The following is a 26,499-nucleotide window of genomic DNA, read 5'->3' as shown; positions in this document are numbered from 1 at the left end:
AGTTATCTCCAGACGGGATATTAGCAATTCATCATTTGTTGTGCAGTATCGAGCATACGGTTTGAAAAGCCCCATTCATTGTCATACCACGCTACGATTTTTACCAGATTCCCAAACACTTTGGTCTGCGTGGTATCAAAAATAGCTGATGCAGGATTATGATTAAAATCGCAAGAAACTAAAGGATCATCATTGATTTGCAAGATGCGGCTTTTTGCCTGGCGTACAATATCGTTTACTTCCTGGGCTGTAGTATCACGCTTTGCAGTAAAGGTTAAATCAATAACAGATACATTAAGAACGGGGACACGCATCGCAAAACCATCCAGTTTTCCTGCCAACTCAGGCAATACCAGGCCAACTGCTGCTGCGGCACCTGTTTTGGTTGGGATTATGGAATGGGCTGCTGCACGGGCACGTCGCAGATCCTCATGGCTTCCATCCAAAAGCATCTGATCATTAGTGTAGGCATGCACGGTATTTAATAAACCTGCTTCAATGCCCAGGGCATCATTTAATGGTTTAACCACTGGTGCCAGGCAATTGGTGGTACATGATGCGTTAGAAACGATAAGATCTGAGCTTTTGAGGGTGTGGTGGTTGACGCCATAAACAATGGTTGCGTCCACATTTTTTCCGGGGGCGGAAATCAGTACTTTTTTTGCACCTGCAGAAATATGCTGCATCGCCTTTTCACGCTCGGTAAAGAAGCCTGTGCATTCCAAAACCAAATCAATGTTTAATTCTTTCCAGGGCAAATTCAGAGGATTGCGTTCGGCAATGATTTTAATTGCATGGCCGTCAATGATAAGCATGTCGCCTTCGACACTCACGTCGGATGCGAAACGGCCATGGGTAGTATCATAACGCGTGAGATGTGCTGTAACATCAATCGCAGATAAATCGTTGATGGCAACGATTTCAAATTCATTTTGTTTTTTGGACTCAAAAATTGCTCTCAGGATACAACGGCCAATGCGACCGTAGCCATTAATCGCGACACGTATTGTCATATTACTTCTCTCCAATTTTTGTAATGAGTTACTTATCTCAAGTTATGAGCGTCTAACCGCGTATTGGTGAAGGCAAAGCCCAAGCGGCAATTTTTCTTCCGGCCTAGCCTTGCTTCATCGAGGCTATACGTTCTTTATTATTTTTCTTCTATCAATGTTTCTAATGCATTAATTATACGCTCTACAGTAATTCCCAGGTATTCATAGGCTTGGGCAGCAGGGGCGGAAACGCCGAAACGATCCAGGCCAATGACCACACCTTTTAAGCCAACAAATTGATACCAGTAAGCAGAACTTGCGGCTTCAATTGCGATACGGGCCTCAATGTTTTGGGGCAATACATCATTTTTATAACTTTGATCTTGCTCCAAGAATCGTTCCGCGCACGGCATGGAAACTACTCTCACCTTAAGTCCCCGTGCGTTCACTTGCTCTGCAGCAGCAACTGCCAGCTGAACTTCTGAGCCCGTTGCGATTAAGATGGCGTCAGGGGTGCCATCACAATCCACAATGATATAACCTCCTTTTTTAATTAACTCGGCTGCTGTTGTTCCATGAGGCAAGGCAGGGAGATTTTGCCTTGAAAGCAGTAAAGATGTCGGGCCATTATGATGCTCCAAAGCGTGTTTCCATGCAACGGCTGTTTCCATTAAATCTGCAGGACGCCAGACGGTCATCCCCGGTGTCATGCGTAACATGGATGCATGTTCGACGGGTTGGTGCGTGGGTCCATCTTCACCTAAACCAATCGAATCATGGGTAAAGACATAAATAACGCGCTGTTGCATTAAGGCACTTAAGCGCACCGCATTTCGCGCATAGTCTGCAAACACCAGAAATGTTCCCGCGTAAGGAATAAATCCCCCGTGGACTGCGATGCCATTCATAATGGCTGCCATACCGAACTCACGTACCCCATAATAGAGGTAATTTCCTGAGTAATCTTCAGCGGTGATGGCTTTACTGCCTGACCAGTCGGTGTTATTGGAACCGGTTAAATCAGCCGAACCGCCAAGCATTTCGGGAAGAAAACGAGCAAAATGCTCGATACATTGCTGCGATGCTTTTCGGGTAGCAATGGCTTTCTCATTATCGAGACACAGCGCAAATAAGGACTGGCTTTGACTTTCCCAATCATCAGGAAGATCGCCATTAATGCGACGCAAAAATTCATAATGCTCTTGAGGATAGTGCTGCTGGTATTTATTTAAAAGCATTATCCATTGCTGCTCGTCTTTTTCGCCTTGTTCTACATGGTTCCACTGCTGGTAAATGCTGTCGGGAATCACAAAAGGCTCATGCTCCCATTTAAAATACTCACGAACATGCGCTACATCTTTCGCACCTAATGCAGAGCCATGGGCTTTTTCACTTCCTGCTACAGAGGAACCAAGACCGATGACGGTTTTGCAGATAATCAGGGTGGGTTGGGAGGTATTGGCCTGAGCTTTAAGGATGGCTTGTTCAATTGCATCCATATCATGGCCGTCTACGGCTTCAATAACCTGCCAATGATAGGCTCTAAAACGTTCAGCGGTATCATCGGTAAACCAGGAGTCTACTTTACCATCGATGGATATTCCATTGTCATCATAAAAAACGATCAATTTTCCTAACCCTAAAGTCCCTGCAAGGGAACATGCTTCATGGGAAATGCCTTCCATGAGGCAACCATCGCCAGTAAAGGCATAGGTGTAATGATCCACTAGATTGAACGCATCGCGATTGAAGTGCGTTGCCAAAACCCGTTCAGCCAACGCCATACCTACGGCATTTGCCAGGCCTTGCCCCAGCGGGCCTGTTGTTGTTTCTACCCCAGGCGTATGGCCAAATTCCGGATGTCCTGGTGTTTTCGAATTTAATTGACGAAACTGCTTGAGGTCTTCCAGAGAAAGTTTGTATCCGGTTAAATGAAGTAAAGAATAAAGCAACATGGAGCCATGTCCATTGGATAAAACAAAACGGTCCCGATCAAACCAGTGTGGGTTTTTGGGATTATGCTTTAAAAATTTTCTCCACAAAACCGTGGCAATGTCTGCCATTCCTAATGGCATTCCTGGATGTCCAGATTGCGCTTGTTCTACTGCGTCTACACTTAAAATACGAATGGCATTGGCTAATTCTTTGGAAAGATTCATGGGTTCTCTTGTGCTTAACTCGGTGCAATATTGTCGCTCAGAAGCCATGAATCAGCAAGAAAAATAAGTTCATTTTTGATCATTATTTGGCAAAAAGGTTTAAATTTGTGCTATTTCGGTGCCTTGTGAGCGTACTAAAACGCTAAAATATCTAACTATAGTATAGATCGCCACAAGCTTAATAAGGGTTTTCCCCAAGAGGAATTTTTCATTTGCATGTTTCCGCTAATTTTAACGCAAAAGCCCAGGAATTAAGCAAAATTTCCTTTTATGCAGAATTTATATATAATCAGACCGATTTTTTTACTGTTAAATTTATTAATAGACAATAAACAAATGATTAATATAAACTTGTCTATTTGATATCCCAAATTCATTTTAGGACATCATGACCCCAATAATCCGACATTTAAGTGAAATCTTTCCTGAGCTTTTCTTAAATCAGGCAGCACAAAACCCTGCAAACTGGTCTTTCTCAGAAAGTATCAAGGGATTGGGGCCTGAATTTTATCGGAAGATAGTCCCGCTCCATTTGCTATTGAACCTCGAATACAGTTTATTGGGTCAGCAACTGCAATCCAGGTTTATGTCCAAAAAACCAATAGATAAAGAGGAGCTTACTGAACAGCTTATTGCTGCATTGATGCTGGCTGAACTTTTAGAGCACATTTATGAGCATTACCTGATTATACCCCGAGAAGTCAGGGGTTTACGTCGGCAACAAAGTTTATATCGTGAATTACTCGCAAAACTGGGAAAGAGTTTTCCCAAAAAACCTGAACATGAGCCGGATGATTTTTCCTTTACCCAGGAGATCCGCAACTTAACTTTCGAAATCAATTTATTTCGCCTGTTATTTACCCGCTCAAAACGTGCCCTGGATTTTATTGCCCTCATCAGTAAGTCTGATGCCTACCTTAAATTTGTCAGGATTATGGATGGTGTTTTGGATCCTTTTATCGCCCACCTGGGGTGGATTTTCTTTATCCCCCGCTTGGCCGTAAACCTCTTTGTCATCATAAAACATACCGTTGGTGGCTTGTGGATGGAAAAGGAAGAGAGCTCTTTAGGATGGACTGTGCGTTTTAATACCCAAATCAAACGCCGTTGGTTTGAATTAGGTAATGATCTTAACTGGATAAGTACAGGACTCATTAATTGTTTTTATTTAACCGGCGTGTTGGCGCCATTTGCCTTCTATGTATCGCTTGTCGCATTTGCCCTTGATGTCGTTTTGTCCATTACCCGTACTTATATTGAACTGAGCCGTTTGTTCGAGCTGCGAGAATACTATACAAACATGCTCAATAAAGCGGATGATTTAAAAGAACAAAAAGCGATAAGGAAGCACATTGAAGCGATAGACAAGCAAATTGCTTTTGAGCAATTTCGGCTTGGTTCCCATATTGCCACTACCACGCTTATTTTTATGTCCATTTGTTGCGCGCTCCCCATATTTGCCGTGAATCCTATCATTCCGGTGGCCGGGGCCATTTGTTTGGCTTTGATCTGTGTGATTAATTTTGCCCTCACCGAAATGATCAATGACAGCCGGCCTAAAGATGCAATAGACCGTACAACAGCCCTTTGCAAACTCGGTTTTTTTAGCGATAAAGAACCACCGCCCATAAAGCTGCAACCGATGTCTACGGAAGAAGATGACATGGAACTGGATGAATCATTGTGTTGCTTGTAAACCCCCATAAATGATCCCCTTAGAGGTATAGAGCCTTTATTAATTGAATGCTATGCTTTAGGTCTTGAATCTTTTTTTGAAGGGAAAGCATGTCGGCGCAAGTTGGATTACCACAATTTAGTCATATAGATACGAACCATTTTCAAACCCATCTTGAGGTGATGCTAAAGAAGCATCTGGAACAGGTGGACCGTTTACTTAAAGAAAACCCGCATTATACCTGGGATAACTTAATGTATCCTTTGGATGATATGGCAGATGAGTTGGAACGCTTTTGGTCGCCTTTATCACACTTGCACGGAGTGATGGACTCACCCCAATTACGCAAATGCTACGATGCCTGTTTGCCAATGCTCTCTGCTTATGAATCGGCAATGGGGCATAATCATGAGTTGTACGAAGCCATCAAATCCATCGATAAACATGCTCTAAACCCAGTGCAGCAAAAGCTCATTGATGATTGTTTGCGTGATTTTGAGCTGTCAGGGGTGGCATTGCATCAAGAACATAAAAAACGCTTTGAAGCAATTCAAACCCGGCTGGATGAGTTAACCAACCAATTCGAACATAATATCCTTGATGCCACCCAGGCATTTACCCTGCACATTAAAGACTCATCGCGTTTGGCGGGGTTACCCGAGCATGCCTTGAATACTGCAAAAGAAGTTGCTGCAGAAAAAGGCCTTGAAGGGCATCTGCTTACCCTGGAGTACCCGTGTTATTCAGCGGTGATGACCTATGCAGAAGATCGCGCCCTGCGTGAGGAAATGTATCAGGCTTATATTACCAGAGCTTCAGACCAGGGTCCGAATGCCAACACTTATGACAATACACCCCTGATTCAGGAAATTTTGGCTTTACGCCATGAAAAGGCACAACTTTTAGGTTTTAATAATTATGCAGAATTATCCCTGGCGACAAAAATGGCCGAGTCCACCAGCCAGGTGCGCGATTTTATGGATGATTTGGTGGGACGAATCCATAACCAGGCAACAACCGAGTTCAAGCAGCTGGAACAGTTTGCCGCGGAAAAATTTCAAATTAATCCGGTAAAGCCATGGGATATTGGTTATTTGTCTGAGAAAAGAAGACAGGCGCTATTTACTTTATCCCAGGAAGACTTGCGCCCTTATTTCCCCCAGCCCAAAGTCATGCAAGGCCTCTTTGAACTGGTTAAAAAACTGTATGGGATGTCCATTGAGGAAATCAAAGGCGTTGATATTTGGCATAAGGACGTACAATGCTATTGTGTGGCCGATGAGCACAATAATGTGCGCGGTTATATTTTCACGGACTTATTTGCGCGGCCGAACAAACACAGTGGTGCCTGGATGGATTCATTGCAAAGCCGCAGACGTTTGGAGGATGGGAGCGTGCAGTTGCCTATTGCAACCTTGACCTGTAATTTTGCCAAAGCTTCCGCCAACAAACCAGCGATGCTCTCTCATGAGGAAGTGGTGACTTTATTCCACGAGTTTGGCCATTGCCTGCATCATATTTTAACCCAGGTCGATTATTTGGGCGCCTCAGGCATTAATGGCGTGGAATGGGATGCGGTAGAATTACCCAGCCAATTTTTTGAGAACTGGTGTTGGGAGGAAAGTGGTTTGGCCGTGTTAACGGCCCATGTGGACACTGGCGAGCCCCTCCCCAATTCCCTTTTTGAACGCTTGGTTGCAGCAAAAAATTTCCAATCCGCTATGGCCATGTTGCGGCAAATGGAGTTTTCTTTATTTGATTTTCGTATTCATCACGAATACAACCCCAACCTGAATTCTTTTGTTGAGGAAATCCTTGCTGATGTACGTTCCAAAACCAGTGTGGTCCCGGTTGTTGCCTACAATCGCTTCCCACAGAGTTTTAGCCATATTTTTGGAGGCGGGTATGCTGCAGGTTATTACAGCTACAGCTGGGCAGAAGTGTTATCCAGCGATGCCTTTGCCCGTTTTGAAGAAGAAGGGGTATTAAACCCCCAAACCGGACATGATTTCCTGCATTGCATCCTGGAAGCAGGCAGTTCGAAAAAAGCAGCTGAAGCTTATAAGGAATTTCGGGGCCGCCAGGCAACAGTAGATGCTTTTTTACGCCATAACGGCATCCAGGGTTAAGATAACCCTGGTTTAAAGCAGTACCTTAAACAAGGGAAGTTTCTTGCAAAACGAATGAATTTTCCAAAGAAAAGCTGCTCATCTGTGTACATTTTATGTTATAATTAAGATGTACATAAAGGGGGCGACCTGGCTTCGACGTGGGTTGCAAAACCAGAGGTGCATGCCGAGAATGAGAACTCTCGTAAATCAGACTCAACTAAATATAAATGCAAACGATGAAAACTTTGCTGGTGGAGAAGCTATCGCTGCCTAATAAGCACTTTAGTTGAACCATCACTGTGTACTGGCCAATAAACCCAGTATCCCGTTCGACCGAGCCCGCTTATCGGTATCGAATCAACGGTCATAAGAGATAAGCTAGCGTCCTAATCCATCCCGTATTAAGGCGCGAAATTCAGGGAATCGCTGTGTAGTATCCTGCCCGTCGGAGAATGCACAGTTAAATCAAAAGACACGGCTACGCATGTAGAGCTGAAGGCAGAGGGCTTGCGGACGCGGGTTCGATTCCCGCCGCCTCCACCAATTAACTCCTTGATTTATAAGGTATAAATACATACTTCCTCATCTCGCGGCACCATAGCGGCACTATTTAAATCTTTAAACAAACTTTTATTTCGTAATATTTGAAATTTCTTTTTGAATTTTTTTTAAACTACTATCAATCTCAAAATAAAGATCAGTTATGTTTTTGGTAATCTCTTGTCTTTCTTTTTTGGGTACATGGGAATAGTTAGTCGTGATAACTTTACCAAACAAAGTTCCAAATTTTTCTTTTAAATTTATAAAGTGCTTAAATTTTTCTCTAAGAATAGGTAAGTAAAGATTTAAAAGCATTTCACAGCGTACTAAAGGAGGTATATCTATTGTTTCTTTTGTCCCTGTATTAGGTATACTTCCTGGTTTAAAGTCCTCTTTATTAATATGAAACAATGCTTGTTGATAGATTTGGTTATATTGTGTGCCAATTGATATTGTTGTTATATATAAGTCTTCGAGTTTTTGCTTTATAAAATCTTGGTGTGCCTGTATGTCCTTTTTATTTTGCAAATAATACGCAACTGAAAATGAGGAGATAAAACCTATAATTGCTCCAATAAAGGCACTAAAAAAAGGAATCCAGGGTTTTAATTCATTGCAAGCAATAAGCATGATGACAATATCTTCCTTAATTTACATCATCATTCAATTATAGCTTATATGTAATATTGCAAATTTTTTTGAAATATTCATAAAGTAACCTTGATATAAATAAGAAATATTTTATCCCAAATGGCGGCTCCAATCGTGTACCGGACGATACCCTGATTGCGATGAACTATCTGGTATCCATCGGCCATAAGTCTTAATGACCATTTCAACATCAACATGTCCTAGTTGCCTAGATACCCACATAATGTTTTCCCCTTGAGATAGCATCATTGATGCATAAGTATGCCGAGTCTGATAAGTGTTGCGATAGCGGATACCTGCTCGTTTTAAGATATGCATCCATTGAGTACGGCGAATTTGCTGTGATGTTTCCCAAGGTTTGTTCGTTTGTGGATTATGAAATACTCTTCCTTTTAAAGAAAAAGTATATTGCTTTTGTTGCTCTAATGCTTCTAAGGCGGGGGGTAATAATAAGACATCTCGAACTCCTGCCTCAGTTTTTGGCCCTTTCGCTTCTTTTGCAACAATTGTTTCTTCAACATGAATAATTTGATTTTGAAAATCTACATCTTCCCATCTCAACCCGATCAGTTCTGATACCCTTAAACCTGTGAAAAAAGCGAATTGAAACAATAACCGTACCTGACCTTCTGAATTATTTAAAATGAGGTTTATTTCATCCACACTAAATGGATCTGGTTTATAGTCACTCTTTTTTGTTTCTTTATTAAGTAATTTATCGACAATAATGCTATTAAGAGGGTTTTCTTTGATGTATTGATCCACTAGTGCTTGCTCTATGACGGCGCGCAGTGGGATTAGAATGTTCGCCACAGTTTTAGTAGTACAATTAAGATTCCTAATCCATTTCCTGAGTATGGCAGGCTGTAAATCCTGAATTTTAACTGTATCAAACATTGGGAATAGGTGGCCATCACAAACACGCTTATAACCGCGGAAAGTGCTCGCTTCTTTAGTTGATTTTGCTTCTTCTAAAAACTCTCGAAGCAACTCACCAATGGTTATTTTAGATTTAACATGCCCAAAGATATAGGCACGCTTTGAGTTAGGAAAATAATCAGTATAAGAAAAAGTTCCGCGTTCAATAGCATTTAAAATTTCACCACGAAGTCGTTCTGCATATTTTATATTTGCAGCTGTAGCCTCAATTTTAATGGGTTCAAAGCAGCGAACTCCACGATAATAAAAACTGATTCTTAGGGTCGTTTTCCCTGAAGGCCATTTTCTGACAACTACCCCATTTGCAGTTTTTGGAGCGTCGCTTGATCGCCGTTTTCCACCCATTTTTCAACCTCAACCAAGTTAATCCATAAATTACCATCTGGTCCCAATTTGCAATGTAAGCCATCTAGCCATATTCCTCTCTTACGTTTGCAATGCACTGCGTTTGTAGTATCTCCAGTATCTTGGCAATATTTTTTTAGTTTTACCCATTTCACGATATATCACTCCATTGATGCGCTGAGTTGCCGAAAGCCTTTAGGAAGAGGTAAATATTTTTTAAATTGTTTTTCTTGAGTGTGTATTTCAAGAATCATTTGATATAGTCGTACTAATTGCAGCTCGGAAGAAAAATTAAGTGGTACGAAGTTATCGCAATAGATTGCACGAATAATTTTAATTGGGGAATTAGAAAGATCTGCAATATTTTTTAAGGTGTAGTTAGTTGACTCCAAAAGATATTGAATAATTCCTTTATAAATTTGTACTTTGGAATTGTTATCCATGAATAATACTCCTTTGACTATCTTATCCAGTAGCTAACTTATTCATTAAATGTCAAATTATCTCGCAATTTTATTTGGTGAACTAATCAGCAACATGGTATATTGGCGATAATTATTCTAGTTAATATTATTTTAGCAGTTTAATTGAATAAAATTATTCAATTAATGATAATTTACATATTAGGGTATGTTTTTGTCAATCTATTTTTGAATAAATTTATTCATTTTATTGGGTTATTATTAATGGCTGATATGACGTTAAGCGAGAATTTGCAACAACTCATGAGAATACATGGGAATATTTCTGTTAGTGAGTTAGCTCGTTTAACTGGTATACCTCAACCAACTATTCATCACATTCTAACTGGCTCTACGAAAAATCCACGGAAAAAAGCACTCGAAGAATTATCTCGTTATTTTTCTGTTTCAATCGATGAATTAATTGGTCGGGAGCCTCTGCCTGCGGTTATTCCTGATGCTGTTAAAGAGAACCTGCAGATTAGTACTATACCTGTCATTCAATGGAGGTCATTAAAAGAATGGGCTTCAGGAACAGCCAAAACTCAAGACACACAAGAAATATTAATTGATAAGAAAATTGACAAAAACTCTTTCGCGTTAATTATGCCTGACACATCAATGGAGCCTCTTTTTCAACAAAATAGTCTTCTAATCTTTGATTCAGGTAAAACTCCTAAGGATAGGGACTTCGTAATCGTGCACTTATTTAAGGAAGGAATAATCGCCTTTAATAGATTATTTATCGAAAATAATACCTTTTATCTACGGCAAGGCTTAGAAGATGGAAACCTTAAATTAACAAAATTAGACAAACCTCATGATCGAATTCTAGGGACACTTATTGAGGTACGGATTCAATATTAAGTTTGTAGTCATTAGGAATTTCTTCATGTAATCCAAATATAAATGGATTAAAGTTTGTATGAATATCGTAATGGTCTACTTGCTCCACATTCTTTAGATATTTCACGACTAACCAAGCAGGAAAAACCATTAGGACTGCACAACTCATCTTCCATAAATAACCACAAATCATCATCCATCCAAGATGATGTTCAGTTAGCTTGCCAAAATAATTAAGCATATCAACAACTATTGTGAGTAAGGCTTGTCCTAATGCTGTTGATAGTAGGCTTCTCATTATAAAAAACTTACCCTTTAAAAAAATCTTCCACTTTGATAAAAGATAAACATTAGTCAGCTCACCAATAAGCAGGCCAACAAGCCCCGAACCTACATACCTTAATGTAGGATCAAAAACAATTTCATATGCTGATGCTTGTGTGAAAAACTCTGGTGCGGGTAAATGAGATACAATAATTACAACTAAAGAAAATAAAAACTCAGCTAAAACGCCAATCCAAATAAATAATCTGGGGTATGCATATCCATATACCTCACCAACAATATCACAAATGCTAAAAGTAAGAGGAAATACAAAAATACCTCCAGGCTCAAGCATCGATCCAATCTGAGTTATCCTGCTTGCTAGGCAAACCGTTGATAACAAAAAAGTTAAATAAAGACCTAACAATAAATAGGGGTATTTATATTGCTTTTTTCGGGTTAATGCGTCAAAAACTTCCTTTCTCAAAACCTCTCCTTTCTACTACTATTTATCTTTATTAACTAATTGATATTCTTTTACAGTTTCTCTAACTCCAGCCATATAGCCAATTTTATTAGCATCTTCAGGTTTAAATTTTGCTATTAATTCTTTGTCTTTTGAAAGTTCGGAAGGAGATTTTCTTATAGTAGTTGCTTTAGATTTAGATCTTATTTCAAGTAAATACTCATCTACTTCAGAGGTCATATGCTGTACCACGATAGAGTAATCAGGCTTTAATCGCTCTACAGTAGCCATATAAGTTAAAGTGCGGACAGTTTTAGTATCCAGGTTCTCAATTAACTCATTGTCCATAATTATATCGCTTATATTTTTTTCTTTTGTATGTCTCTCAGACAACTTAATTACTGCTTTTGTGAAGCCAGTTTTTTTACACTCAAAAATATCAACAATCTCATATTGAGATTTTTTTGCTGTTTCAGCTACAAATTCTTTTAGCATGCCAGCAAACCATTCATACCAACCAATCTTTTTCATAATCCATTACTCAAATCATTCCAATTGCACCAATACTCTCTTTACCATATTCTGGCAATAATAAATCATCAGGAAATTGTCCCTTTCTATTTATGTATTCGGAGTGTTCTACTGAAAAACCAGCTTTCATTAAACTCCGTTCTAATACTTCCTTTGTGATCCAATGCACAAACTTAGGTAACGAGCTAGCCCGTCCACTACTTTCATACTTGGCTGGTTCAGTTATTTCACCAGGCCATTCTTCATTATTCTCGACTCGTCTATTGAATTCAGGAATAAAGCGCTGCCAGTTTTTCAAAAACGGTGTTTCGCAAACGATGTATATTTTTCCATTTGGAGTCAGCAGTTTTGATAATAAAGCCAATGCTTCTTCTATTTTTGCACCTGAGAAAAAATGTAAAACACGACAAATCAAAATGGCGTCAAACTGGCTTTCAGGAAGGCCAATGAGTTCATTAGGCAGTTCGCCGGGTACAAGAATTAGTTTGCTGCTATCACCTGTTAAGGATTCAGTCAATTCATCTGTAGATTCTAAGTAGCGTTGACGAACAACAGCTAAATTCTCCGGCTCCATATCATTGCAAAATACAGTAGCCCCTTTTGCAATTGCTTCCAATGTTGCTGCACCAAAGCCTGCACCTATTTCCAGTACCTTACCTCCTTGCTTAGCTGATAAAGCTGCATGTTCAATAAATTTCTGAGAAACTGGATCACAGGGCGTTGTTGTAAACCCACCGAAAGGATTATGTGTTTTTGTAAATATACCGGTACTTTCTCTGGATGATGGTGCTTCTACATGAGTAATACTTTTTGTATTAGTAACAATTTTATTATCATGATCTATGCTAAGCCCCTCAGTTTTGGAAATATTCCATGGGGGCTCAAGAGGCTCTACTTCTTCGGTTAATTCAACAAAGAGTTTTACTGTTTGATCAATCTGTGTTTTGAATGATAGAAGGAAAGTAATTGTGGGTGTGCCAAAGTGATGTGCCCACCGATTAGCTCTAATAAGCTGAAACTCATGTTTAAGAAATCCTGTGCTCAGATGACGGTAAAAACCTTCAAATAAAATCGTTGCTTGGGTCATGCAGAGAGGTTGATTAAGATCATGGCTTTCGATGAGCTTATCTAACTCTGCTAATAAAATTAGGCTATTTTTTAAAACCCCATTAAGTTTGTTATAATTTTTAACAGATTCTTTAATCGCATTGCAAAAATCTAAAAATTCCATTTGAAGCTATCCTACATCCTATAAACCTTTTGCAATATATAATTAAGATTAATTAATTTCAATAATTTTATTCAATTCATAAGGACTTAAGAACAAACCATAATCATTTAGTTATTCGTGCCTAATCAAAGTTAATCTTTATTAAAATATCGGATTTGTAGTTGGCCTCCTAAAACGAAGCTCCTCACATTGGTTGGAAGCCAAGTTTCAAAATATTATAACTTATGTTGATTATTAACATGAGGAATTATGGATTCTAAGAACCAAATTAAGCAAATTTTAAAGATTTGATTTGTTCGTAAGGAATAAAATTAATGCTTTTATACTTATCGTAATAAACAATTCCCTTACTCAAAGTTTTTAAAATTGAAATATTAGTAATTTTTTTATCTTCTGAGCAATTAATACAACTGTCAAATTTTGCATTCTTTAGATCAAAGTTTGCTTGATTTTGACCGCAAATAAAAAATAGTAATAAAAAGAGAGGTGTGTAAGTTATTAAATACTTTATGTAAAAAGGTCTTTTAATTAAAATTCTTGGATGATTAAATAAGTGGATTATTAGTTGATTCCAAAGATAAGAAACACAAATTAAAATTGTATAGTTCTGAAAATTTTTATCCGGGATAATTATTACTAAAGGTATAAATGCCAGAAATGTATAAAGTGTAAAAATAAATCCGTCTTTAGTATAAGCTTTTGTTGGTGATATTTTTTCAATTTCCTTTAAGCTAAATCCGTATGTCATTCTATTATAAATTAAATAAAATAATAGCGCTGATAAACTTCCAAGACCTATAATTATTACCCATTGAAAGGATGCTAAGATAATATCTTGATAAGTAAAAGGAATAAAATTTATACTAATTTCAAAATATGAAAAATATCCATATTCATAAGTAGAAGATAAGGCTAGTACAGCTAAAACAAGAATGGTTAAAAATTTACTTATATTTAAAAATGTATAGCTCAAATGGTGAAAACTTCTATTTTGATTTTTATTAATAAATTCTTTTAAAGTTGCTGAGTATATTTGATTGGATTTTTGTGATAACTGTTTAAAATCAGGCTTGTCTTTATTAATAATTAATTCCCCATATTGAATAGCTTTTGCAATATCGGAATGCATCTCATGCTTATAACTCTCATCCTTAGAAATGATAAATGTACTTAAATAAAAATTTTTAACTGCTGATAATTGAAAATTTAAAGACTTTATAACATTTATTTCTTTGTCTGAAGATATGGTAGAAGTAATTTCTTCAATTTCTGCACGATTAAACTGAGTGATTGAATCAGGGGAGTTTGGTATATCAAGAATCTCATTAGCTGTTATGTTTATCAATTCATCAACTAATGGGTTTTCGCCGATCATACTTTTATTATAAAAAATTCTAATTTTATAAGACAAACTATCTTTCAAACGTCTTTTAATTTTACCTTCATAAAAAATAGTTTTTTTAATGATAAAGATGCTTACTTTAATATATAACGAAAATAAAAAATCTTTAAATTTGGTTTTTGCTAAATTTAACATATTCACCTAAAATTTGGCTACTCTAAGATTTAAGAAGAAACAAAGTATCCCCGCGAGCTTCGAATAAGTTTTGATATGAAGCGTCTTGTTCAATTAACCGCAATGTATAATCCAGAGCTCCTAAAATAATGGATTTATTATAGACATCAATTCCCGATTTAATTATTAATCCTCCAAATTCAATTTTACGTCTAGTATCCGCCCGGCGTTTCTTTAAATTTGTTGAGGCTACTGAATTTTTTAATCGCGTTATAAGTTGTTCTTGTGTGATTATTTTTTTATAGAGGGTCATGGTTCAACTCCTTTGCAATTTTGGCAAATATAAAATCTAATTGCTTTAAATCAAGTTGATGAAGCCCATTTTTATAGGCTAGCGAGCCTATTTCTATTTTGTGCTTTTGTTGTAGTTGGACAAGTTTCACTTTAGCTTGTTCTATTTTATCCATGAGTATAGCTTCCATTTGCGATACTGTCTTCGTTGACATAATCATATCTCCGCAAATGAGTTAACAGATTCAGCGTACAATGCCAGATCTCTAAAAGCAAGAGGTCTTTATCAATAAATTGTGCGCAGCGAACTTCAAAATCCCGAAGCGAAAAGCTAGGGCGCAATATACATTCATTCGAATGTTTGCTAAATTAGAACGGCTCAACAGAAAAGACTTAATGGATAAGCCATTTTCTCCACTTTATTAAAAGCAACCGATGGATCACTTTAGATTGGTGTGTTCATGGCGATTGCTTTTGCTCATGTATCAATTCATAGCCGCGCAAAAGGACATAGTGCCCTTGCTGCCAGTAGTTACCGCGCAGGCGTAAAACTCTTTGATTCCCGCATAGGCAAAACTCATGATTATTCAAATCGCCATGATGTGCGCTATTCAACCGTTCTTTTGCCCGAAGGTACTTCAACTGATTTTGAATATCGCGAATTTTTATGGAATCAAGCAGAGCTTGCTGAAAAAAGGCGAGACGCTCAGATTTGCAAAGACATTGTTTTGGCACTACCTAAAGAATTGAATCTTGAGCAACAAATAGAAATAACTAAAAGTTTTGCGCAACTGCATTTTGTTAATCATGGTTTACCTGCTGATATTGCAATTCATGATCATGATGATGGAAATCCACATGCTCACATTCTTGTTACTACAAGACGATTGGAAAAAAATAGTTTCTCAAGATATAAAGCTCGAGATCTTAATCCAACCTTTGCCAATAAATTTATTGTTGAAAAGGATTATTGGGGCGCACAATGGCGTGATTTTCAGAATCAATTTTTTATAGAACATCAATTTGATCTATCAGTTGATTTAAATCATGTGATTAGTGAGCGGCATACTGGTCGATTACGTGATAAACCGAATAGTTATATTCTTGAAGAAAACCAGTTAATCAAGGAGGCGCGAGCTGAACTTGTGTTGTCTAATCCTGAACTATTTATTCAGAAAATCATGCGAACTCATAGTGTATTCACACGACGAGACATAGAGCGATTAGTATTTAAAACATTTGAGAAAACCAACAATGCAAATGACTATTTAAACTTTGTTGCAGAAATTTTAGAACATAAAAATATCATCAAATTAGGCGTAAATAATCGAGGAGTCGACTCATACACAACACGTGATCATTACATTAAGGAGGGAAAGTTACTGGAAGATGTGGAGCAATTACATCTAAGAAAATCACATGCGGTTCATAATTCTTTGGATAAATTGATTAATCAATATCATTTGAATGAAGAACAAACTGAAGCAATGCGTTTTATTGCCCATGGTGCTGATATTAGCGTATTAATTGGCCGTCCCGGTGTTGGTAAAAGTTATTTGCTAAAACCACTTAAAGAGCATTATGAGTCCAATAATTGTAGGGTATTGGGTGCTTCACTTTCTGGAAAAGTAGCAAAAGTACTGCAAGCAGAAACAGGCATCAATTCATCAACCATTGCATCTTTAATTTATCGTTTAAATACGGAAAAACTTACCCTGACTAAAGATCATGTTTTAATTATTGATGAGGCTGGAATGATCGATTTCTCAAGCATGGCCTATCTATTAGATGCAGTTAATAAAGCGAGCGCCAAAATTGTATTGGTTGGTGATCCTGATCAATTGAAACCTATTCACCAAGGAGAGATTTTTAGAGGCATAGCTGCACGCACAGGTTATATCGAATTAGAAAACATTACAAGACAACGCGATCTTGAAGATCGGAAGGCAAGTCTTGCTCTGGCTAAGGGGGATACTGATGCAGCAATACGACATTATTCATCCAAAGGGGCGATACATAGTTTAGACGATAGTGAAGATGCAACAATTAGATTAGTTGATGAATGGCAAAAAGGTCTTAATCCACAATCCATTAAAGAACATATGATGTTGGCATTTACCCGTGCAACGGTGGACACCTTAAATGGAAAAGCACGGGATGCTATGCAGAAACAAGGAATGGTGCAAGATAAAGAATTTGAATATCACTCGAAAAATGGCATTCGAAAGTTAATGCTTGCCCAAGGAGAGCGGATTTTACTGCGTCAAAACGACAGTCAATTAGGGGTTCGAAATGGAGATCTTGCAACAATTACTCATATCAATTCCAATGAATTTTCCGCTATGCTTGATAGTGGCGAACAAATTACTATCCCAAAATCATACCGATTTATTGACTATGGTTATGCATTGACGGTACATAAAGCTCAGGGTATGACAGTGAATCATGCCAGTGTCTTCATTGATAGCCCCTATTGGGACAGAAACCTGGCCTTTGTGGCAATGACTCGTCATCGAGAAAAGCTAAATATTTATACAAACAAACATTACCATCCTGATTTAGAGTCTTTAACCAGAACTTTGTCTCGCAGTGTCACTAAAGATAACGTGATTGATTGGCCGCTTGATTTTGCATTACGTGCTGGTTTTGATTCAGAAAGTTTGATTGGTAAGGTGATTAACTACATCACTAAATCCGCACATACAATTAAAGACAAATGGAATTACATTGTGAATTACGAAGCGTATCTAAATGCCCAAGAGAGTAAAACCAAATTGGCAGAAAAACAAAATGTACGTTTTACCGCGCAACAAGTTGCAGGTTTACTCGATGAAGCATCCGATTTAAGGAAACAGTTTAAAGGAATGGAAAAAGAAGCTGCTCTTAAAGGATTGAATCAATCAGAATTGCCGCAGTTTGCAGAGCTGTACCAACGAAGCATTGAGCGGGACAGGCATGCAGCACAAATTATACAAAAAGAATCTTTAGATAAAGTGGCTCCGTCTCCTAAAGTGATTCAAGCGATTAAAACTTATGCTGAGCGTTATGCTCGTTATCAGGCTATTGATGTTATAGCAGAATCTTCTTTAGCAAAGACACTTCCAGAGCATATTATAAAGCAGGCAGCAAAAATTGATTTGAAAAAAGATGCTATTCACATTAGCCATTTGGCTACGAAACACAACAAATGTTCACAAGGACTTATAACGCAAATAAAACAAATCCAGCAGCAATACAAACAACGTACTTGGGAAAAACTTAAAGAAACGCATCCTTTATTAGTTCAATATGAACAATTAACTCAACAACATGCGAAAGCTACTGGTCATAAGAACCAGCAGCTTAATCACTCTTTACGTACTGTGGCTGTCGCCATTACAGGCAACAAAGCGTTGATGAGTTCCTTGAAGCAGGAACTTCCAAAGATGGCGCAGAAAATTCAAATTCGTGCTCAGCATCAGGTGCAGGAGCATGAGCGTTAACTTTAAAAAAATTATTTCGCGTTTTAAATGTTGAACTTTTCCCAGATAAATCAGCCATTTTGACCTTTGGTTTCTCTTGCTCCAAATATTGGCTAATGTAATGATTGGCAAGAGATAAGGTCAAGGTAAGAATAGCAAAAATGAAAGGAACAATTGGATTGGCAGCTAGTGTCAGTGATACTGATGGGACAACAAAATGCCTAAAAACAAAGAGAAGTATTGAACTGGATAAAATCACTAAATTAAGAACCAGTTTCTTGTAAGTGTGATTGAGCATTGCTGTTGCATGGGCTTCAGATTTTTTTAACTCAATCAGGCACTCTTCGGATAATCCTGCATTTTTCAATTGGTCACTAAAAAGTATTTTAAAAGAGGATATCCGGTTGTATTCATTCAATCCACGAAAAGCAAATAATCCTAGCTCCAATACTGACAAGGCACATGAAGTAATCAAATAGTTGGATGGAATAAATGCTGAAATCAGGCTATGGCTATCAAGAAATAACTCAAACCAAGAGCGATCAAACTGTTGCTTTATGCCTTCCAGTGGAGACGGGTCAGTAAATAAAGGCTCTAATAAAGAAGCCAAATTCATGAGGAGCCTCAAACTATGCAATATAATTCCCAAATAATGCATCGTTAATCGAATAGCAGTCAGCAAGTTTTCAATAAGTTCCAAATGCCATTCTGTTAAGAGTGGCAAAGAGGTAGCCAATACTAATCGGCAACGTGCTATTAAAATACGCGGCCATATTGATCGCGAAATCAATAGCCTTATCTGCCGTTCAAGCCAGTAAGGCCTTCGTTTAGGATGTATAGCGCGTACATAATCGTAAGTTGCTGAGTTTAAAAAATGTGATGGCGTTAATTGGTGAACTTCTTCGTCATCCCCATCGTGCAATCCATGCATCGAATCAAGCAGCCACTCATCCATATTAGGCTGCCGGGGTTGTTTTTTCATTTATGTTTCTAATACCTCTAAAAGTGATGGTTTAAAAGATTTGTGATGAATAAATGGATGATGTTGAATCGATTGCTGAGGCACGGGTGTCGCGCCGCAAGTTAATCGCTTCATTTCAGAATCTTGATACCAAATCATTTGCGCAGCTTTTACAGGAGTATGACCTGTTCGCATAATCAGGGTTTGATCTTCAGGTAAACGCATGATTTCATCCGGCCGTAATAAAGGGATGGCCTGATAGTTGTAGCTTTTAGATTCCGAATAACCTTGGGTTTGGGTGCTGGTTGAACCTGCGGATACTTTCACGGTGCGCGTACCTAACAATTTACTGACATACTCTGCATCGTGGATGTCTTCGGTGGCAAAGGCTATTTTGGTTTTAATGTTGGTAAAGGCTTTGGCTTCATCATGGGTGTATTGTTCATAGGTTTGGGCGATGTATTGCATGATGAGCACACAACGCACACGGTATTCGCGCAGTAATTTAAGTGAGCGTCTGAGTCTTTCGATACGGCCTAGAGATGAAAATTCATCAATTAGGCACAGCAAAGGATAGGGTTCTTCCACCGGATCGGGGAGGTTTTTAATCATGACTGAAATGAGTTGCTGCCAAAACAGCGTTAATAGTGGTGAGAGCCGTTCCATATCATCATCGGTAAACCCTATATAAATCGTTATCTTTTCACGTCTTAATTGTCGTAAATCAAAATCAGAACGTGCTGTGGCTGCATCAATGGTTGGATCATCGAATAATTCAAAATAGCCGGAAAAGGTTTCAAGAATCGAGCTTCTCGTTTTTTCATGATTATTCAGATAAGAGTATCCGTTGCGATAAAACTCTGGGTCGAGATGTTCAGTTTCTTCCAAAACAGAGGCCAGTCAATCATCAAATCCAGCCTGTTTGACCAAGCGGTTTATTTCGCCAAGTGAGATCGGTCTGTCGGGGGTATCCAGCAAGTACAGTACAGCCACTTTAAATAACTTACGTGAGGCTTGCTGCCAAATGGGGTCGGACTTTTTATTGTCCGGCATCAAAATATGGGCTATGCGCTGGATGTCGGTCAGGCGTTGAATTTTGTCATCAGAGATTAACGATAAAGGATTGTAACAGTGAGTGAGTCGGTTCTCATCGGCTGGTGCCCAGCAAAAGCACCGATGTCCCAAAACACTTTCACGGTAGCCTGATGTAGTCTTAAAAAGCGTGAGTTTTACATCATTACACACTACAGAGAATGGGTAGTGAAAAAGATTGGGGATCCCTATACTTCGTGTTTTACCGCTTCCGGTGGGCGCAAAAACCAGAACGTGTTCAAAGCCGTGTGAATAAAGTGGCGCAGCGTATTTTTTGCCAATAATGATGCTTTGCTCCTGACGCTCAAAAAATCCTGCTCGCTTAGTTTCAAAGCCGTTTGAAAAATGTGCGTTACCAAGCGCCTTGTTGTCTGGTCTAAGCCAATGAAACAAATAAATTACAATAGCCAAAAACGTCATGAGAAAAACAATACCTTCAACCGTTAGGAAGCGGTGCCATAAATCAGGTTCTTGATAATGAAGAGAGACAAGCTCCATGAGTCCCGAAGGGCTTTGCACAAATCCTAAAAAAATATAGCTATAAAGTTCAAATCCCAATAGAAAAACGGCCAGCCCACTCAGCAAGGAGCTACTGCATAAAAGTGAAAGGTATCGATAAAATCCTTGTTTCAAAAAGCCAACCACACAACTCACCAAAAGAGCGGTGACACAACCCGCTATGGCCGTTTCCCAATAAAATCCATGTCTTAGTAAATCAACCAGCGCCAGCGGACTTGCCCATTGAGCGATACCTGTTAACAGCACCGCAATTTGGCTGGTTACGGCAAGCCCACATATCAAGGCAATGGCAACAATCCCTGGATTACGCATGTTTATAATACACCTCCGCCAAACGTCTGCCGCTATTCGTTTTTTGCAACTGAACTATCACATCAATGACTTCATGCAACACCTTGTAAATATCAACTTCATCCATGCCTGCAACCTGATTGAGTTTGTAGAGTTGCGCCATGCGCATGAAGGCAACTCTTGGGTTGTTGGCGTGTATGGTTGCAAGTGCACCGCTATGCCCCGTGGAGCAGGCTGATACAAAATCAAAGAGTTCTCGTCCGCGAATTTCACCCATGATAATGCGGTCTGGACGCAGTCTTAAGGTGGATTGAACCAAATCTTGCATGGTGACTTTTTGTGTTTGCTCTCCAACTTGTTTTAATGCTCTTAGACGAACGATATTGGTGTGTGGGACATCCATTTCATAAGTGTCTTCAAGGGTAATCAAGCGTTCATGAAGCTGTATTTGGCCTACACAACTGTTTAAAAAAGTTGTTTTACCTGAAGAGGTTCCACCCGATATGATGATATTTTTCTTCTGTAAAATCGCTTGTCTTATAAATTCATGCCAGTTTTTCGCATCGTAGAGTTCAAGCAGCTCATCGGATTTATCAAGGCACTCCGAATACTCCTTAATTCCTACTCCACGCGCCGATGAAAAAAAATCCATCGCTTTATACTCTTCGAAGCTGACCTGTTTTAAAGTAAATTTTCGGATGGACAGGGTTTCATAAAGTGAAGCCGGAGGAATCACCAGTTGTACCCTTGAGCCATCGACCAGATTTCCAGAAAGCACGGGCGAAGACTCCGAAAGAGTTTGTTTATTTTCATTGGCAATGAGCAAAAATAAACGGCGCAAGTATTGTGGCGTTAATACCGGAATATCAAAACGAATTAATTGGCCGTTTCGCTCGATAAAGACCTCATGGGGCTTATTGATTAAAATTTCAGAGACGTGCTCATCTTCCAAAAAATCCTGCAAGGGAGAGAGCAGCCCTGTTGCGCCGGGAGAGAAGCAGGCTTTGATGGATTCCATATTATGCCCTCCCAGCTACACGGTAGAAATCAAGATCGTGGGCTACAAAGACGTTAATGGCAGCTCCCTGATTGATTTGCAAAGTCGGGCGTGTTTGCATGTCCTGCTGAAGTGTTTGATTTGCTGCCTGTTGGAAACTGCTCGCAATGTTCATGCGGTATTGTGACATGGAGTTGTATTCGTCCTGACCATGAACGCCACCTGTTGCTGTATACGCACCCAGAACAGACAATAGCGCACCGCTGCCGAAACGCTCAAAGAAATGACGATCAATATAATCAGCCGCTTGTCCTGAACGACCTATTGGATCACTGCCGGGACTATTTAAGGTCACAATCACGCCATTGGTCATCTGTAGACGATTCCATACAACAAAGAGTCGGCTTTGGCCTTGGGTGGTTGCGGTATTAAATTGTCCGACTAAAGTAGAGCCTTTGGGGATTAGTAATTTACTGCCTTCCAAGGCAAAGATATCCCGTGTTGTAATTGCCCGTACCATCCCCGCCAACTCCGAATTAATGGCTGTTTCGAGCGTTGCTGGAATCATTTCTCCGGCGGGTACGGTCATGGCCGGATGCGGTAATCGTTTTGCAGAAACCGACGTAATATCATTTTGCTGATTCAAAAATTCAGAATTTCCATCACGGCCAGTGAGGGTTTTTCTGGTTTGAACTTCGCCGCCCGTTGCATTACTGCTCACCTCATTACCTCCTGAATTAAAAAAAGTGGAAGGGGCATTCATTCGAGCTAAAGTTTCCTTACTGACCGTATGGGTTTCCACCGCTTTTAGAAAGGGGGGATGGCTTGGGTCGCCACCTTTATAACCCGATTGCGCTTTTGCATTCTTCTCTTTAAGGGCTGCGATCAGCTCCAGATTTTGGTTTAAGGCCATGCTTAAACTCTGTTTTTCATCGGGTTCATTTACGGTATTTGCTTTTCGCTGGGGCAGTAACCCGCCTATACCGATGACAATACAAATCACCACGACGCCTGCGAGCAACAACTTGTCTTTGATTGCTGTGTGTTTTGGGTTTTTAGCAACCTGAGTCCGATTGCCCAAAGAATCCTCCAGCTTTTTATCATCAATGCTCATTTTGGCCTCCTGTTTGCTCTGATACGATTGATTTCTGGTGTATTAAAGACCGAAGCCGTAAGGCCACCTTGCCTTAAGGTAAATTGCGGGGCTAAACGTTGCACTACAATGTATTTCCCTTCACGCCTTGTATTAACGGTTGATTCCTTTCCGCTTTGGTCATCCACCGCAAAAATTGCTGGAACGCTGCCTTGAGCACTCAACTCAAAATAGGTGAATTTCCCATTATCAAATACATGACGAGGAACAAGCTGTGGACTACCACTAAATCGATAAGCCGTGTTTACCACTTTTGGATGTACCATCTTATTTGGAGTCGTATGTTTTGTGTGAATGGCTTGCGCTTGAGGGTATTCAAATTTTAAGGCATAGGTTTTTTGGCCTGGCTCCTGTTCCAGTTTTTTAGTACTGGTCAGGTTAAAATAATAGGCGCGTTGATTGGTAATCACCGTCATATTGGTATTGGAATCAAACATCGTGGGTTTTACAAAAATCATATTCTCCAGTTGCGGGTGATAGGTCACCATCCATGCGGTGGTGTCACCGCCTTCAATATCGAGAACCCGCTCTTGCTTCGCAAATTGAATTTGCGTGGTGGTAAAGGGAATGCCATGGACTGGAATCACATCGTTTTCTCGATAAACCACCTTTTTGATTCGGGTATCTGTTGATAAGGACGTTGGGTTATTTTGGGCATAGGTGCCTAACGACAAGAGCAGGACTGCCGCACTCAACAGTATTTTTTTCATGCTTGAGCCTCCATTAAACGGGTTTGCCTTGAGTAGCGCGTGACTTCAAATCCATCCCAGTTTTTCCAACGGGTTTCAGGGGAGTCCGGGGGATTGGTGTATCGCCATGAAATCATGGCGTTGTAATGCGTGGAGATGGTTTTTCCACTGGTTTTGTCGGTATCAATCAGACTGAATACCACTTCTGCCAATGCGTGGTGATCTTTATGAAGGTCTTTTTCATTCGCCAAAACGGAATCAAGGAAATTAATGCTGTAAATGCGAACTTCTCGCTTGATATGATTCCCCAAGGCATGAATGGGCGAGGCAGCATTTGCAGCATCTTGCTCCTGCAAATATTCCTTGGCAACCGTGCTATTGGAAAGTAGGTGCACTAATTCAAATTGAGCGCGATAGCTTGATACATCATAGGACTCACGGTATTGAATGTAACGGGCAATATCGCTTTCAATCTGTGTGCGATTTATCGGTGTTTCTTTATTCTCTATGGGTTCAATGGTGGTAACCCCATTGTCGTAATGATGAACCAGCATCGGTACTACAGTTTGATAATGCGCGAGCATTCCTATCACCATAAGAGCCGCTACATTCAAGCCCATGGCTGAAAAAAATGCGGCTTGGTAGCGGTTTCGTGATTGTTCGATTCGACCAAACTGATCGTCCGCCCAACTTCGCGCACGTTTAAAGTAATCATTCAAATTGGTTTTGCTCATGATGCTCCTCTTCGCAGGTTTTTATGCAGTTGCTTAAATACATTGTGACTGGCTGATCCCAGTTGCTTGCCCTTTTCCATCAGACGCGATGCGTTTCCTAAACCTTGACGCAGGGTATTTATTGGTTTTTTAACGGAGGACTTCGAAAATCCCCATGCCCCTAAACTGCCACCAATAAAGCCTCCAACCATGGCAGAGCCAGCCGAAGTGCACACCGAACCACCAATGCTTTTGCCAATGGCAACGGCTTGTGTGATGCCCATAACACAGAGACAGGCCACGATAAAAATCGGTACCCAAATGGCTGCAGTCAGTTCATCCGTATTACCTAGAAAGGCATAGGTCACCCAATGCAATAAGTGGATGCAAAGTCCAACCACGCTGGACACAAAAATAAGTACAAAGGCAAATCCCGCGAGCACGCCAAGCCATCGGTCAAAAAAAGATTTTGTTTGCTCAAACAAGGTAAACAGGATGAATAAGGGTGCAGTGCATAAGGTCACAGCCAACATCAGCTTGGCGATGACGATTTCAATAAAAGCCAGACCTATCGTGATGCTTCCAGATAAAAACACCATCATGCCTGCAAAATAGGGCGTGAGTTTTCTAAGCGATCCTGCATCAAATAAATCCGAACCCAATTTGAGGATTTCATTCAACACGTTTTGTAATCCCTGATTGATTGAACCGCCTGATGGGTATTTGTGCACCGCTTGCATTAATCGGGTTGCAATGGATTCACTACCCGATACAAACAGATCGCGCATGTAGGATGAAAACAGATCCCAGTTCATGGCCATCATGTAAATCAATCCAACCCGCATACTTAATCGAAACAATTCATGCTGGGGTCTCTCGATTACACCCAAAGCAATTCCATAGCCTTTCAAAATGATGTAAAGAACAATCATGGCTCCCAATGGGGCTTTAAGGAGTGTTGCAAGCGCCGTGTAGCCATCAAAAACAAAGTGATTGGTCAGCTTATCCACTTCACCTGCAAGCTGTATGATGAAATTGTCAAACTGTAATGTACTCATGGTTTAAGTTCCTGAAACAAAATGAGGCCAAATGGTGGCCGCTGTTTCGGCATAATGATCAGCCAGTGATTCAAAAAGATTTTGGTCAGTTAAATCAGCCAGCGTTATCGTTTCGAAGTCCGAATAATGACCTTCCTTAGCAAAGGTAATCATGCCTTGGTATAGTGCATCACATTCGATGTCAGGGCTTTGCTTGCCTTCCATACACTCCAGATAGACAAAGCCGTAAGCATCTTTGTGAATGGCAAAATGCAATCGCTTTTCAGCATTGGCAGAGGCGTTGATCAAGAACGTAACACTGACCTTGGCAGGTTGTGTTTTTAATGGGTTTTCGTGATGACATGCGCTAATTGTCGCAGCCATTAAAATAACCATTAGACCTTTCATGAGTGTGTTCATTTTGTGAGTTCCATAATGGGTTCATCGTTAATGGGATACTGAGGGCAATACTGCCCAAAGTGATGGCAGGGAGAATCCAAATCGGGGGGCTTTGAACAGCCACTAAGTAATGTAATCATCAACACACTCAAAAGCCATTTCATGTGGT

The 26,499-nt window shown here is 39.7% G+C and carries 24 protein-coding genes, 1 other RNA gene and 1 pseudogene; 5 read left to right on the top strand and 21 right to left on the bottom strand.

Annotated elements, in window-relative coordinates; all coding sequences use genetic code 11:
• Positions 1–20: 20 nt before the first annotated feature.
• Both gap and tkt read right to left on the bottom strand, forming a co-directional pair.
• Positions 21–1,013, bottom strand: a complete 993-nt coding sequence (gene gap, locus KYQ_RS16095) for a type I glyceraldehyde-3-phosphate dehydrogenase (protein ID WP_010655158.1) — start codon at positions 1,011–1,013, stop codon at positions 21–23.
• 137 nt (positions 1,014–1,150) lie between these two features.
• Positions 1,151–3,151, bottom strand: a complete 2,001-nt coding sequence (gene tkt, locus KYQ_RS16090) for a transketolase (RefSeq protein WP_010655157.1) — start codon at positions 3,149–3,151, stop codon at positions 1,151–1,153.
• 388 nt (positions 3,152–3,539) lie between these two features.
• Between tkt and KYQ_RS16080 the strand changes: the two genes are divergently transcribed.
• The 3 genes from KYQ_RS16080 (at position 3,540) to ssrA (ending at position 7,480) form a co-directional block, all read left to right on the top strand.
• A complete protein-coding gene (locus KYQ_RS16080) occupies positions 3,540–4,847 on the top strand; it encodes a hypothetical protein (RefSeq protein ID WP_019350316.1) in 1,308 nt (435 codons plus the stop codon).
• Positions 4,848–4,936: 89 nt separating this feature from the next.
• Positions 4,937–6,955 carry a M3 family metallopeptidase gene (locus tag KYQ_RS16075; RefSeq protein WP_010655156.1) on the top strand — a complete coding sequence of 673 codons (2,019 nt, stop codon included), beginning with the start codon at positions 4,937–4,939 and terminating at the stop codon, positions 6,953–6,955.
• A 120-nt stretch (positions 6,956–7,075) separates the two neighbouring features.
• Positions 7,076–7,480, top strand: a transfer-messenger RNA (tmRNA) gene (gene ssrA, locus KYQ_RS18970).
• Positions 7,481–7,567: 87 nt separating this feature from the next.
• On the opposite strand, the gene KYQ_RS16070 is transcribed toward ssrA, so the two are convergent.
• The 4 genes from KYQ_RS16070 to KYQ_RS16060 all read right to left on the bottom strand — a co-directional run bounded on the left by KYQ_RS16070 (position 7,568) and on the right by KYQ_RS16060 (position 9,855).
• The gene (locus tag KYQ_RS16070; protein WP_019350315.1) at positions 7,568–8,107 is read right to left on the bottom strand and encodes a hypothetical protein; all 540 of its coding nucleotides are present in this window, start codon (positions 8,105–8,107) and stop codon (positions 7,568–7,570) included.
• 111 nt (positions 8,108–8,218) lie between these two features.
• Entirely contained in the window at positions 8,219–9,412 is a 1,194-nt protein-coding gene (locus KYQ_RS16065) for a site-specific integrase (RefSeq protein ID WP_019350314.1), read from the bottom strand.
• A complete protein-coding gene (locus tag KYQ_RS19765; protein ID WP_489884275.1) occupies positions 9,361–9,510 on the bottom strand; it encodes an excisionase in 150 nt (49 codons plus the stop codon). The genes KYQ_RS16065 and KYQ_RS19765 overlap by 52 nt, the downstream gene beginning before the upstream one ends.
• 63 nt (positions 9,511–9,573) lie before the next feature.
• On the bottom strand, positions 9,574–9,855 hold the full coding sequence (locus tag KYQ_RS16060; RefSeq protein ID WP_019350313.1) for a hypothetical protein: 282 nt from the start codon (positions 9,853–9,855) through the stop codon (positions 9,574–9,576).
• Positions 9,856–9,999: 144 nt separating this feature from the next.
• Between KYQ_RS16060 and KYQ_RS16055 the strand changes: the two genes are divergently transcribed.
• On the top strand, positions 10,000–10,740 hold the full coding sequence (locus KYQ_RS16055; RefSeq protein ID WP_019350312.1) for a LexA family protein: 741 nt from the start codon (positions 10,000–10,002) through the stop codon (positions 10,738–10,740).
• Here KYQ_RS16055 and KYQ_RS16050 read toward each other — a convergent pair.
• The 6 genes from KYQ_RS16050 to KYQ_RS16025 form a co-directional block, all read right to left on the bottom strand.
• Positions 10,715–11,470 (bottom strand): queuosine precursor transporter, encoded by a 756-nt coding sequence (locus tag KYQ_RS16050; protein WP_019350311.1) that lies wholly within the window; start codon positions 11,468–11,470, stop codon positions 10,715–10,717. The genes KYQ_RS16055 and KYQ_RS16050 overlap by 26 nt on opposite strands.
• An 18-nt stretch (positions 11,471–11,488) precedes the next feature.
• Positions 11,489–11,980, bottom strand: a complete 492-nt coding sequence (locus KYQ_RS16045; RefSeq protein ID WP_019350310.1) for a hypothetical protein — start codon at positions 11,978–11,980, stop codon at positions 11,489–11,491.
• A 10-nt stretch (positions 11,981–11,990) separates the two neighbouring features.
• Entirely contained in the window at positions 11,991–13,211 is a 1,221-nt protein-coding gene (locus tag KYQ_RS16040; RefSeq protein WP_019350309.1) for a class I SAM-dependent methyltransferase, read from the bottom strand.
• Between the two features lie 268 nt (positions 13,212–13,479).
• The gene (locus tag KYQ_RS16035; protein ID WP_019350308.1) at positions 13,480–14,748 is read right to left on the bottom strand and encodes a hypothetical protein; all 1,269 of its coding nucleotides are present in this window, start codon (positions 14,746–14,748) and stop codon (positions 13,480–13,482) included.
• A 22-nt stretch (positions 14,749–14,770) separates the two neighbouring features.
• Positions 14,771–15,040 carry a conjugal transfer protein TraD gene (locus KYQ_RS16030; RefSeq protein ID WP_019350307.1) on the bottom strand — a complete coding sequence of 90 codons (270 nt, stop codon included), beginning with the start codon at positions 15,038–15,040 and terminating at the stop codon, positions 14,771–14,773.
• The gene (locus KYQ_RS16025) at positions 15,027–15,233 is read right to left on the bottom strand and encodes a hypothetical protein (RefSeq protein ID WP_019350306.1); all 207 of its coding nucleotides are present in this window, start codon (positions 15,231–15,233) and stop codon (positions 15,027–15,029) included. Before KYQ_RS16025 ends, KYQ_RS16030 begins: the two co-directional genes overlap by 14 nt.
• Before the next feature lie 246 nt (positions 15,234–15,479).
• Between KYQ_RS16025 and traA the strand changes: the two genes are divergently transcribed.
• The gene (gene traA, locus KYQ_RS16020; RefSeq protein WP_019350305.1) at positions 15,480–18,500 is read left to right on the top strand and encodes a Ti-type conjugative transfer relaxase TraA; all 3,021 of its coding nucleotides are present in this window, start codon (positions 15,480–15,482) and stop codon (positions 18,498–18,500) included.
• On the opposite strand, the gene KYQ_RS16015 is transcribed toward traA, so the two are convergent.
• The 9 genes and pseudogenes from KYQ_RS16015 to lvhB7 form a co-directional block, all read right to left on the bottom strand.
• Positions 18,394–19,461: a hypothetical protein gene (locus KYQ_RS16015; protein WP_029489073.1), complete on the bottom strand. Its 1,068-nt coding sequence runs from the start codon at positions 19,459–19,461 to the stop codon at positions 18,394–18,396. The two genes, traA and KYQ_RS16015, sit on opposite strands and share 107 nt — an antisense overlap.
• Positions 19,462–20,952: pseudogene (locus KYQ_RS18440) on the bottom strand (type IV secretory system conjugative DNA transfer family protein).
• A 403-nt stretch (positions 20,953–21,355) separates the two neighbouring features.
• Positions 21,356–22,360 carry a P-type DNA transfer ATPase VirB11 gene (gene virB11 / locus KYQ_RS16005; protein ID WP_019350302.1) on the bottom strand — a complete coding sequence of 335 codons (1,005 nt, stop codon included), beginning with the start codon at positions 22,358–22,360 and terminating at the stop codon, positions 21,356–21,358.
• 1 nt (position 22,361) lies between these two features.
• Positions 22,362–23,453 carry a TraB/TrbI/VirB10 family type IV secretion system protein gene (locus tag KYQ_RS16000; protein WP_019350301.1) on the bottom strand — a complete coding sequence of 364 codons (1,092 nt, stop codon included), beginning with the start codon at positions 23,451–23,453 and terminating at the stop codon, positions 22,362–22,364.
• Positions 23,450–24,202 (bottom strand): P-type conjugative transfer protein VirB9, encoded by a 753-nt coding sequence (gene virB9 / locus KYQ_RS15995; RefSeq protein ID WP_019350300.1) that lies wholly within the window; start codon positions 24,200–24,202, stop codon positions 23,450–23,452. The genes KYQ_RS16000 and virB9 overlap by 4 nt, the downstream gene beginning before the upstream one ends.
• Positions 24,199–24,915 carry a VirB8 family type IV secretion system protein gene (locus KYQ_RS15990; RefSeq protein WP_019350299.1) on the bottom strand — a complete coding sequence of 239 codons (717 nt, stop codon included), beginning with the start codon at positions 24,913–24,915 and terminating at the stop codon, positions 24,199–24,201. Before KYQ_RS15990 ends, virB9 begins: the two co-directional genes overlap by 4 nt.
• Positions 24,912–25,952, bottom strand: a complete 1,041-nt coding sequence (locus tag KYQ_RS15985) for a TrbL/VirB6 family protein (protein ID WP_019350298.1) — start codon at positions 25,950–25,952, stop codon at positions 24,912–24,914. Before KYQ_RS15985 ends, KYQ_RS15990 begins: the two co-directional genes overlap by 4 nt.
• A 3-nt stretch (positions 25,953–25,955) precedes the next feature.
• Positions 25,956–26,351 carry a T4SS-associated protein LvrD gene (lvrD, locus tag KYQ_RS15980; protein WP_019350297.1) on the bottom strand — a complete coding sequence of 132 codons (396 nt, stop codon included), beginning with the start codon at positions 26,349–26,351 and terminating at the stop codon, positions 25,956–25,958.
• Entirely contained in the window at positions 26,348–26,494 is a 147-nt protein-coding gene (lvhB7, locus tag KYQ_RS19650) for a T4SS-associated protein LvhB7 (RefSeq protein WP_019350296.1), read from the bottom strand. Before lvhB7 ends, lvrD begins: the two co-directional genes overlap by 4 nt.
• Positions 26,495–26,499 lie beyond the last annotated feature (5 nt).

Origin of the sequence: Fluoribacter dumoffii NY 23 (assembly GCF_000236165.1) — a bacterium.
Lineage (GTDB): Bacteria > Pseudomonadota > Gammaproteobacteria > Legionellales > Legionellaceae > Legionella > Legionella dumoffii.
This window is presented reverse-complemented; position numbering and strand designations above follow the sequence as displayed.

Excerpts from the sequence above, each read along its gene's own strand:
- KYQ_RS16065 (WP_019350314.1), bottom strand. The coding sequence starts at position 9,412 with ATGGGTGGAAAACGGCGATCAAGCGACGCTCCAAAAACTGCAAATGGG.
- traA (WP_019350305.1), top strand. The coding sequence starts at position 15,480 with ATGGCGATTGCTTTTGCTCATGTATCAATTCATAGCCGCGCAAAAGGA.
- KYQ_RS16015 (WP_029489073.1), bottom strand. The coding sequence starts at position 19,461 with ATGAAAAAACAACCCCGGCAGCCTAATATGGATGAGTGGCTGCTTGAT.
- lvrD (WP_019350297.1), bottom strand. The coding sequence starts at position 26,351 with ATGAACACACTCATGAAAGGTCTAATGGTTATTTTAATGGCTGCGACA.
- lvhB7 (WP_019350296.1), bottom strand. The coding sequence starts at position 26,494 with ATGAAATGGCTTTTGAGTGTGTTGATGATTACATTACTTAGTGGCTGT.
- virB9 (WP_019350300.1), bottom strand. The coding sequence starts at position 24,202 with ATGAAAAAAATACTGTTGAGTGCGGCAGTCCTGCTCTTGTCGTTAGGC.
- KYQ_RS16025 (WP_019350306.1), bottom strand. The coding sequence starts at position 15,233 with ATGTCAACGAAGACAGTATCGCAAATGGAAGCTATACTCATGGATAAA.
- KYQ_RS16035 (WP_019350308.1), bottom strand. The coding sequence starts at position 14,748 with ATGTTAAATTTAGCAAAAACCAAATTTAAAGATTTTTTATTTTCGTTA.
- KYQ_RS16060 (WP_019350313.1), bottom strand. The coding sequence starts at position 9,855 with ATGGATAACAATTCCAAAGTACAAATTTATAAAGGAATTATTCAATAT.
- KYQ_RS15990 (WP_019350299.1), bottom strand. The coding sequence starts at position 24,915 with ATGAGCAAAACCAATTTGAATGATTACTTTAAACGTGCGCGAAGTTGG.
- tkt (WP_010655157.1), bottom strand. The coding sequence starts at position 3,151 with ATGAATCTTTCCAAAGAATTAGCCAATGCCATTCGTATTTTAAGTGTA.
- KYQ_RS16070 (WP_019350315.1), bottom strand. The coding sequence starts at position 8,107 with ATGCTTATTGCTTGCAATGAATTAAAACCCTGGATTCCTTTTTTTAGT.
- KYQ_RS16045 (WP_019350310.1), bottom strand. The coding sequence starts at position 11,980 with ATGAAAAAGATTGGTTGGTATGAATGGTTTGCTGGCATGCTAAAAGAA.
- KYQ_RS15985 (WP_019350298.1), bottom strand. The coding sequence starts at position 25,952 with ATGAGTACATTACAGTTTGACAATTTCATCATACAGCTTGCAGGTGAA.
- gap (WP_010655158.1), bottom strand. The coding sequence starts at position 1,013 with ATGACAATACGTGTCGCGATTAATGGCTACGGTCGCATTGGCCGTTGT.
- KYQ_RS16080 (WP_019350316.1), top strand. The coding sequence starts at position 3,540 with ATGACCCCAATAATCCGACATTTAAGTGAAATCTTTCCTGAGCTTTTC.
- KYQ_RS16075 (WP_010655156.1), top strand. The coding sequence starts at position 4,937 with ATGTCGGCGCAAGTTGGATTACCACAATTTAGTCATATAGATACGAAC.
- KYQ_RS16030 (WP_019350307.1), bottom strand. The coding sequence starts at position 15,040 with ATGACCCTCTATAAAAAAATAATCACACAAGAACAACTTATAACGCGA.
- virB11 (WP_019350302.1), bottom strand. The coding sequence starts at position 22,360 with ATGGAATCCATCAAAGCCTGCTTCTCTCCCGGCGCAACAGGGCTGCTC.
- KYQ_RS16000 (WP_019350301.1), bottom strand. The coding sequence starts at position 23,453 with ATGAGCATTGATGATAAAAAGCTGGAGGATTCTTTGGGCAATCGGACT.
- KYQ_RS16040 (WP_019350309.1), bottom strand. The coding sequence starts at position 13,211 with ATGGAATTTTTAGATTTTTGCAATGCGATTAAAGAATCTGTTAAAAAT.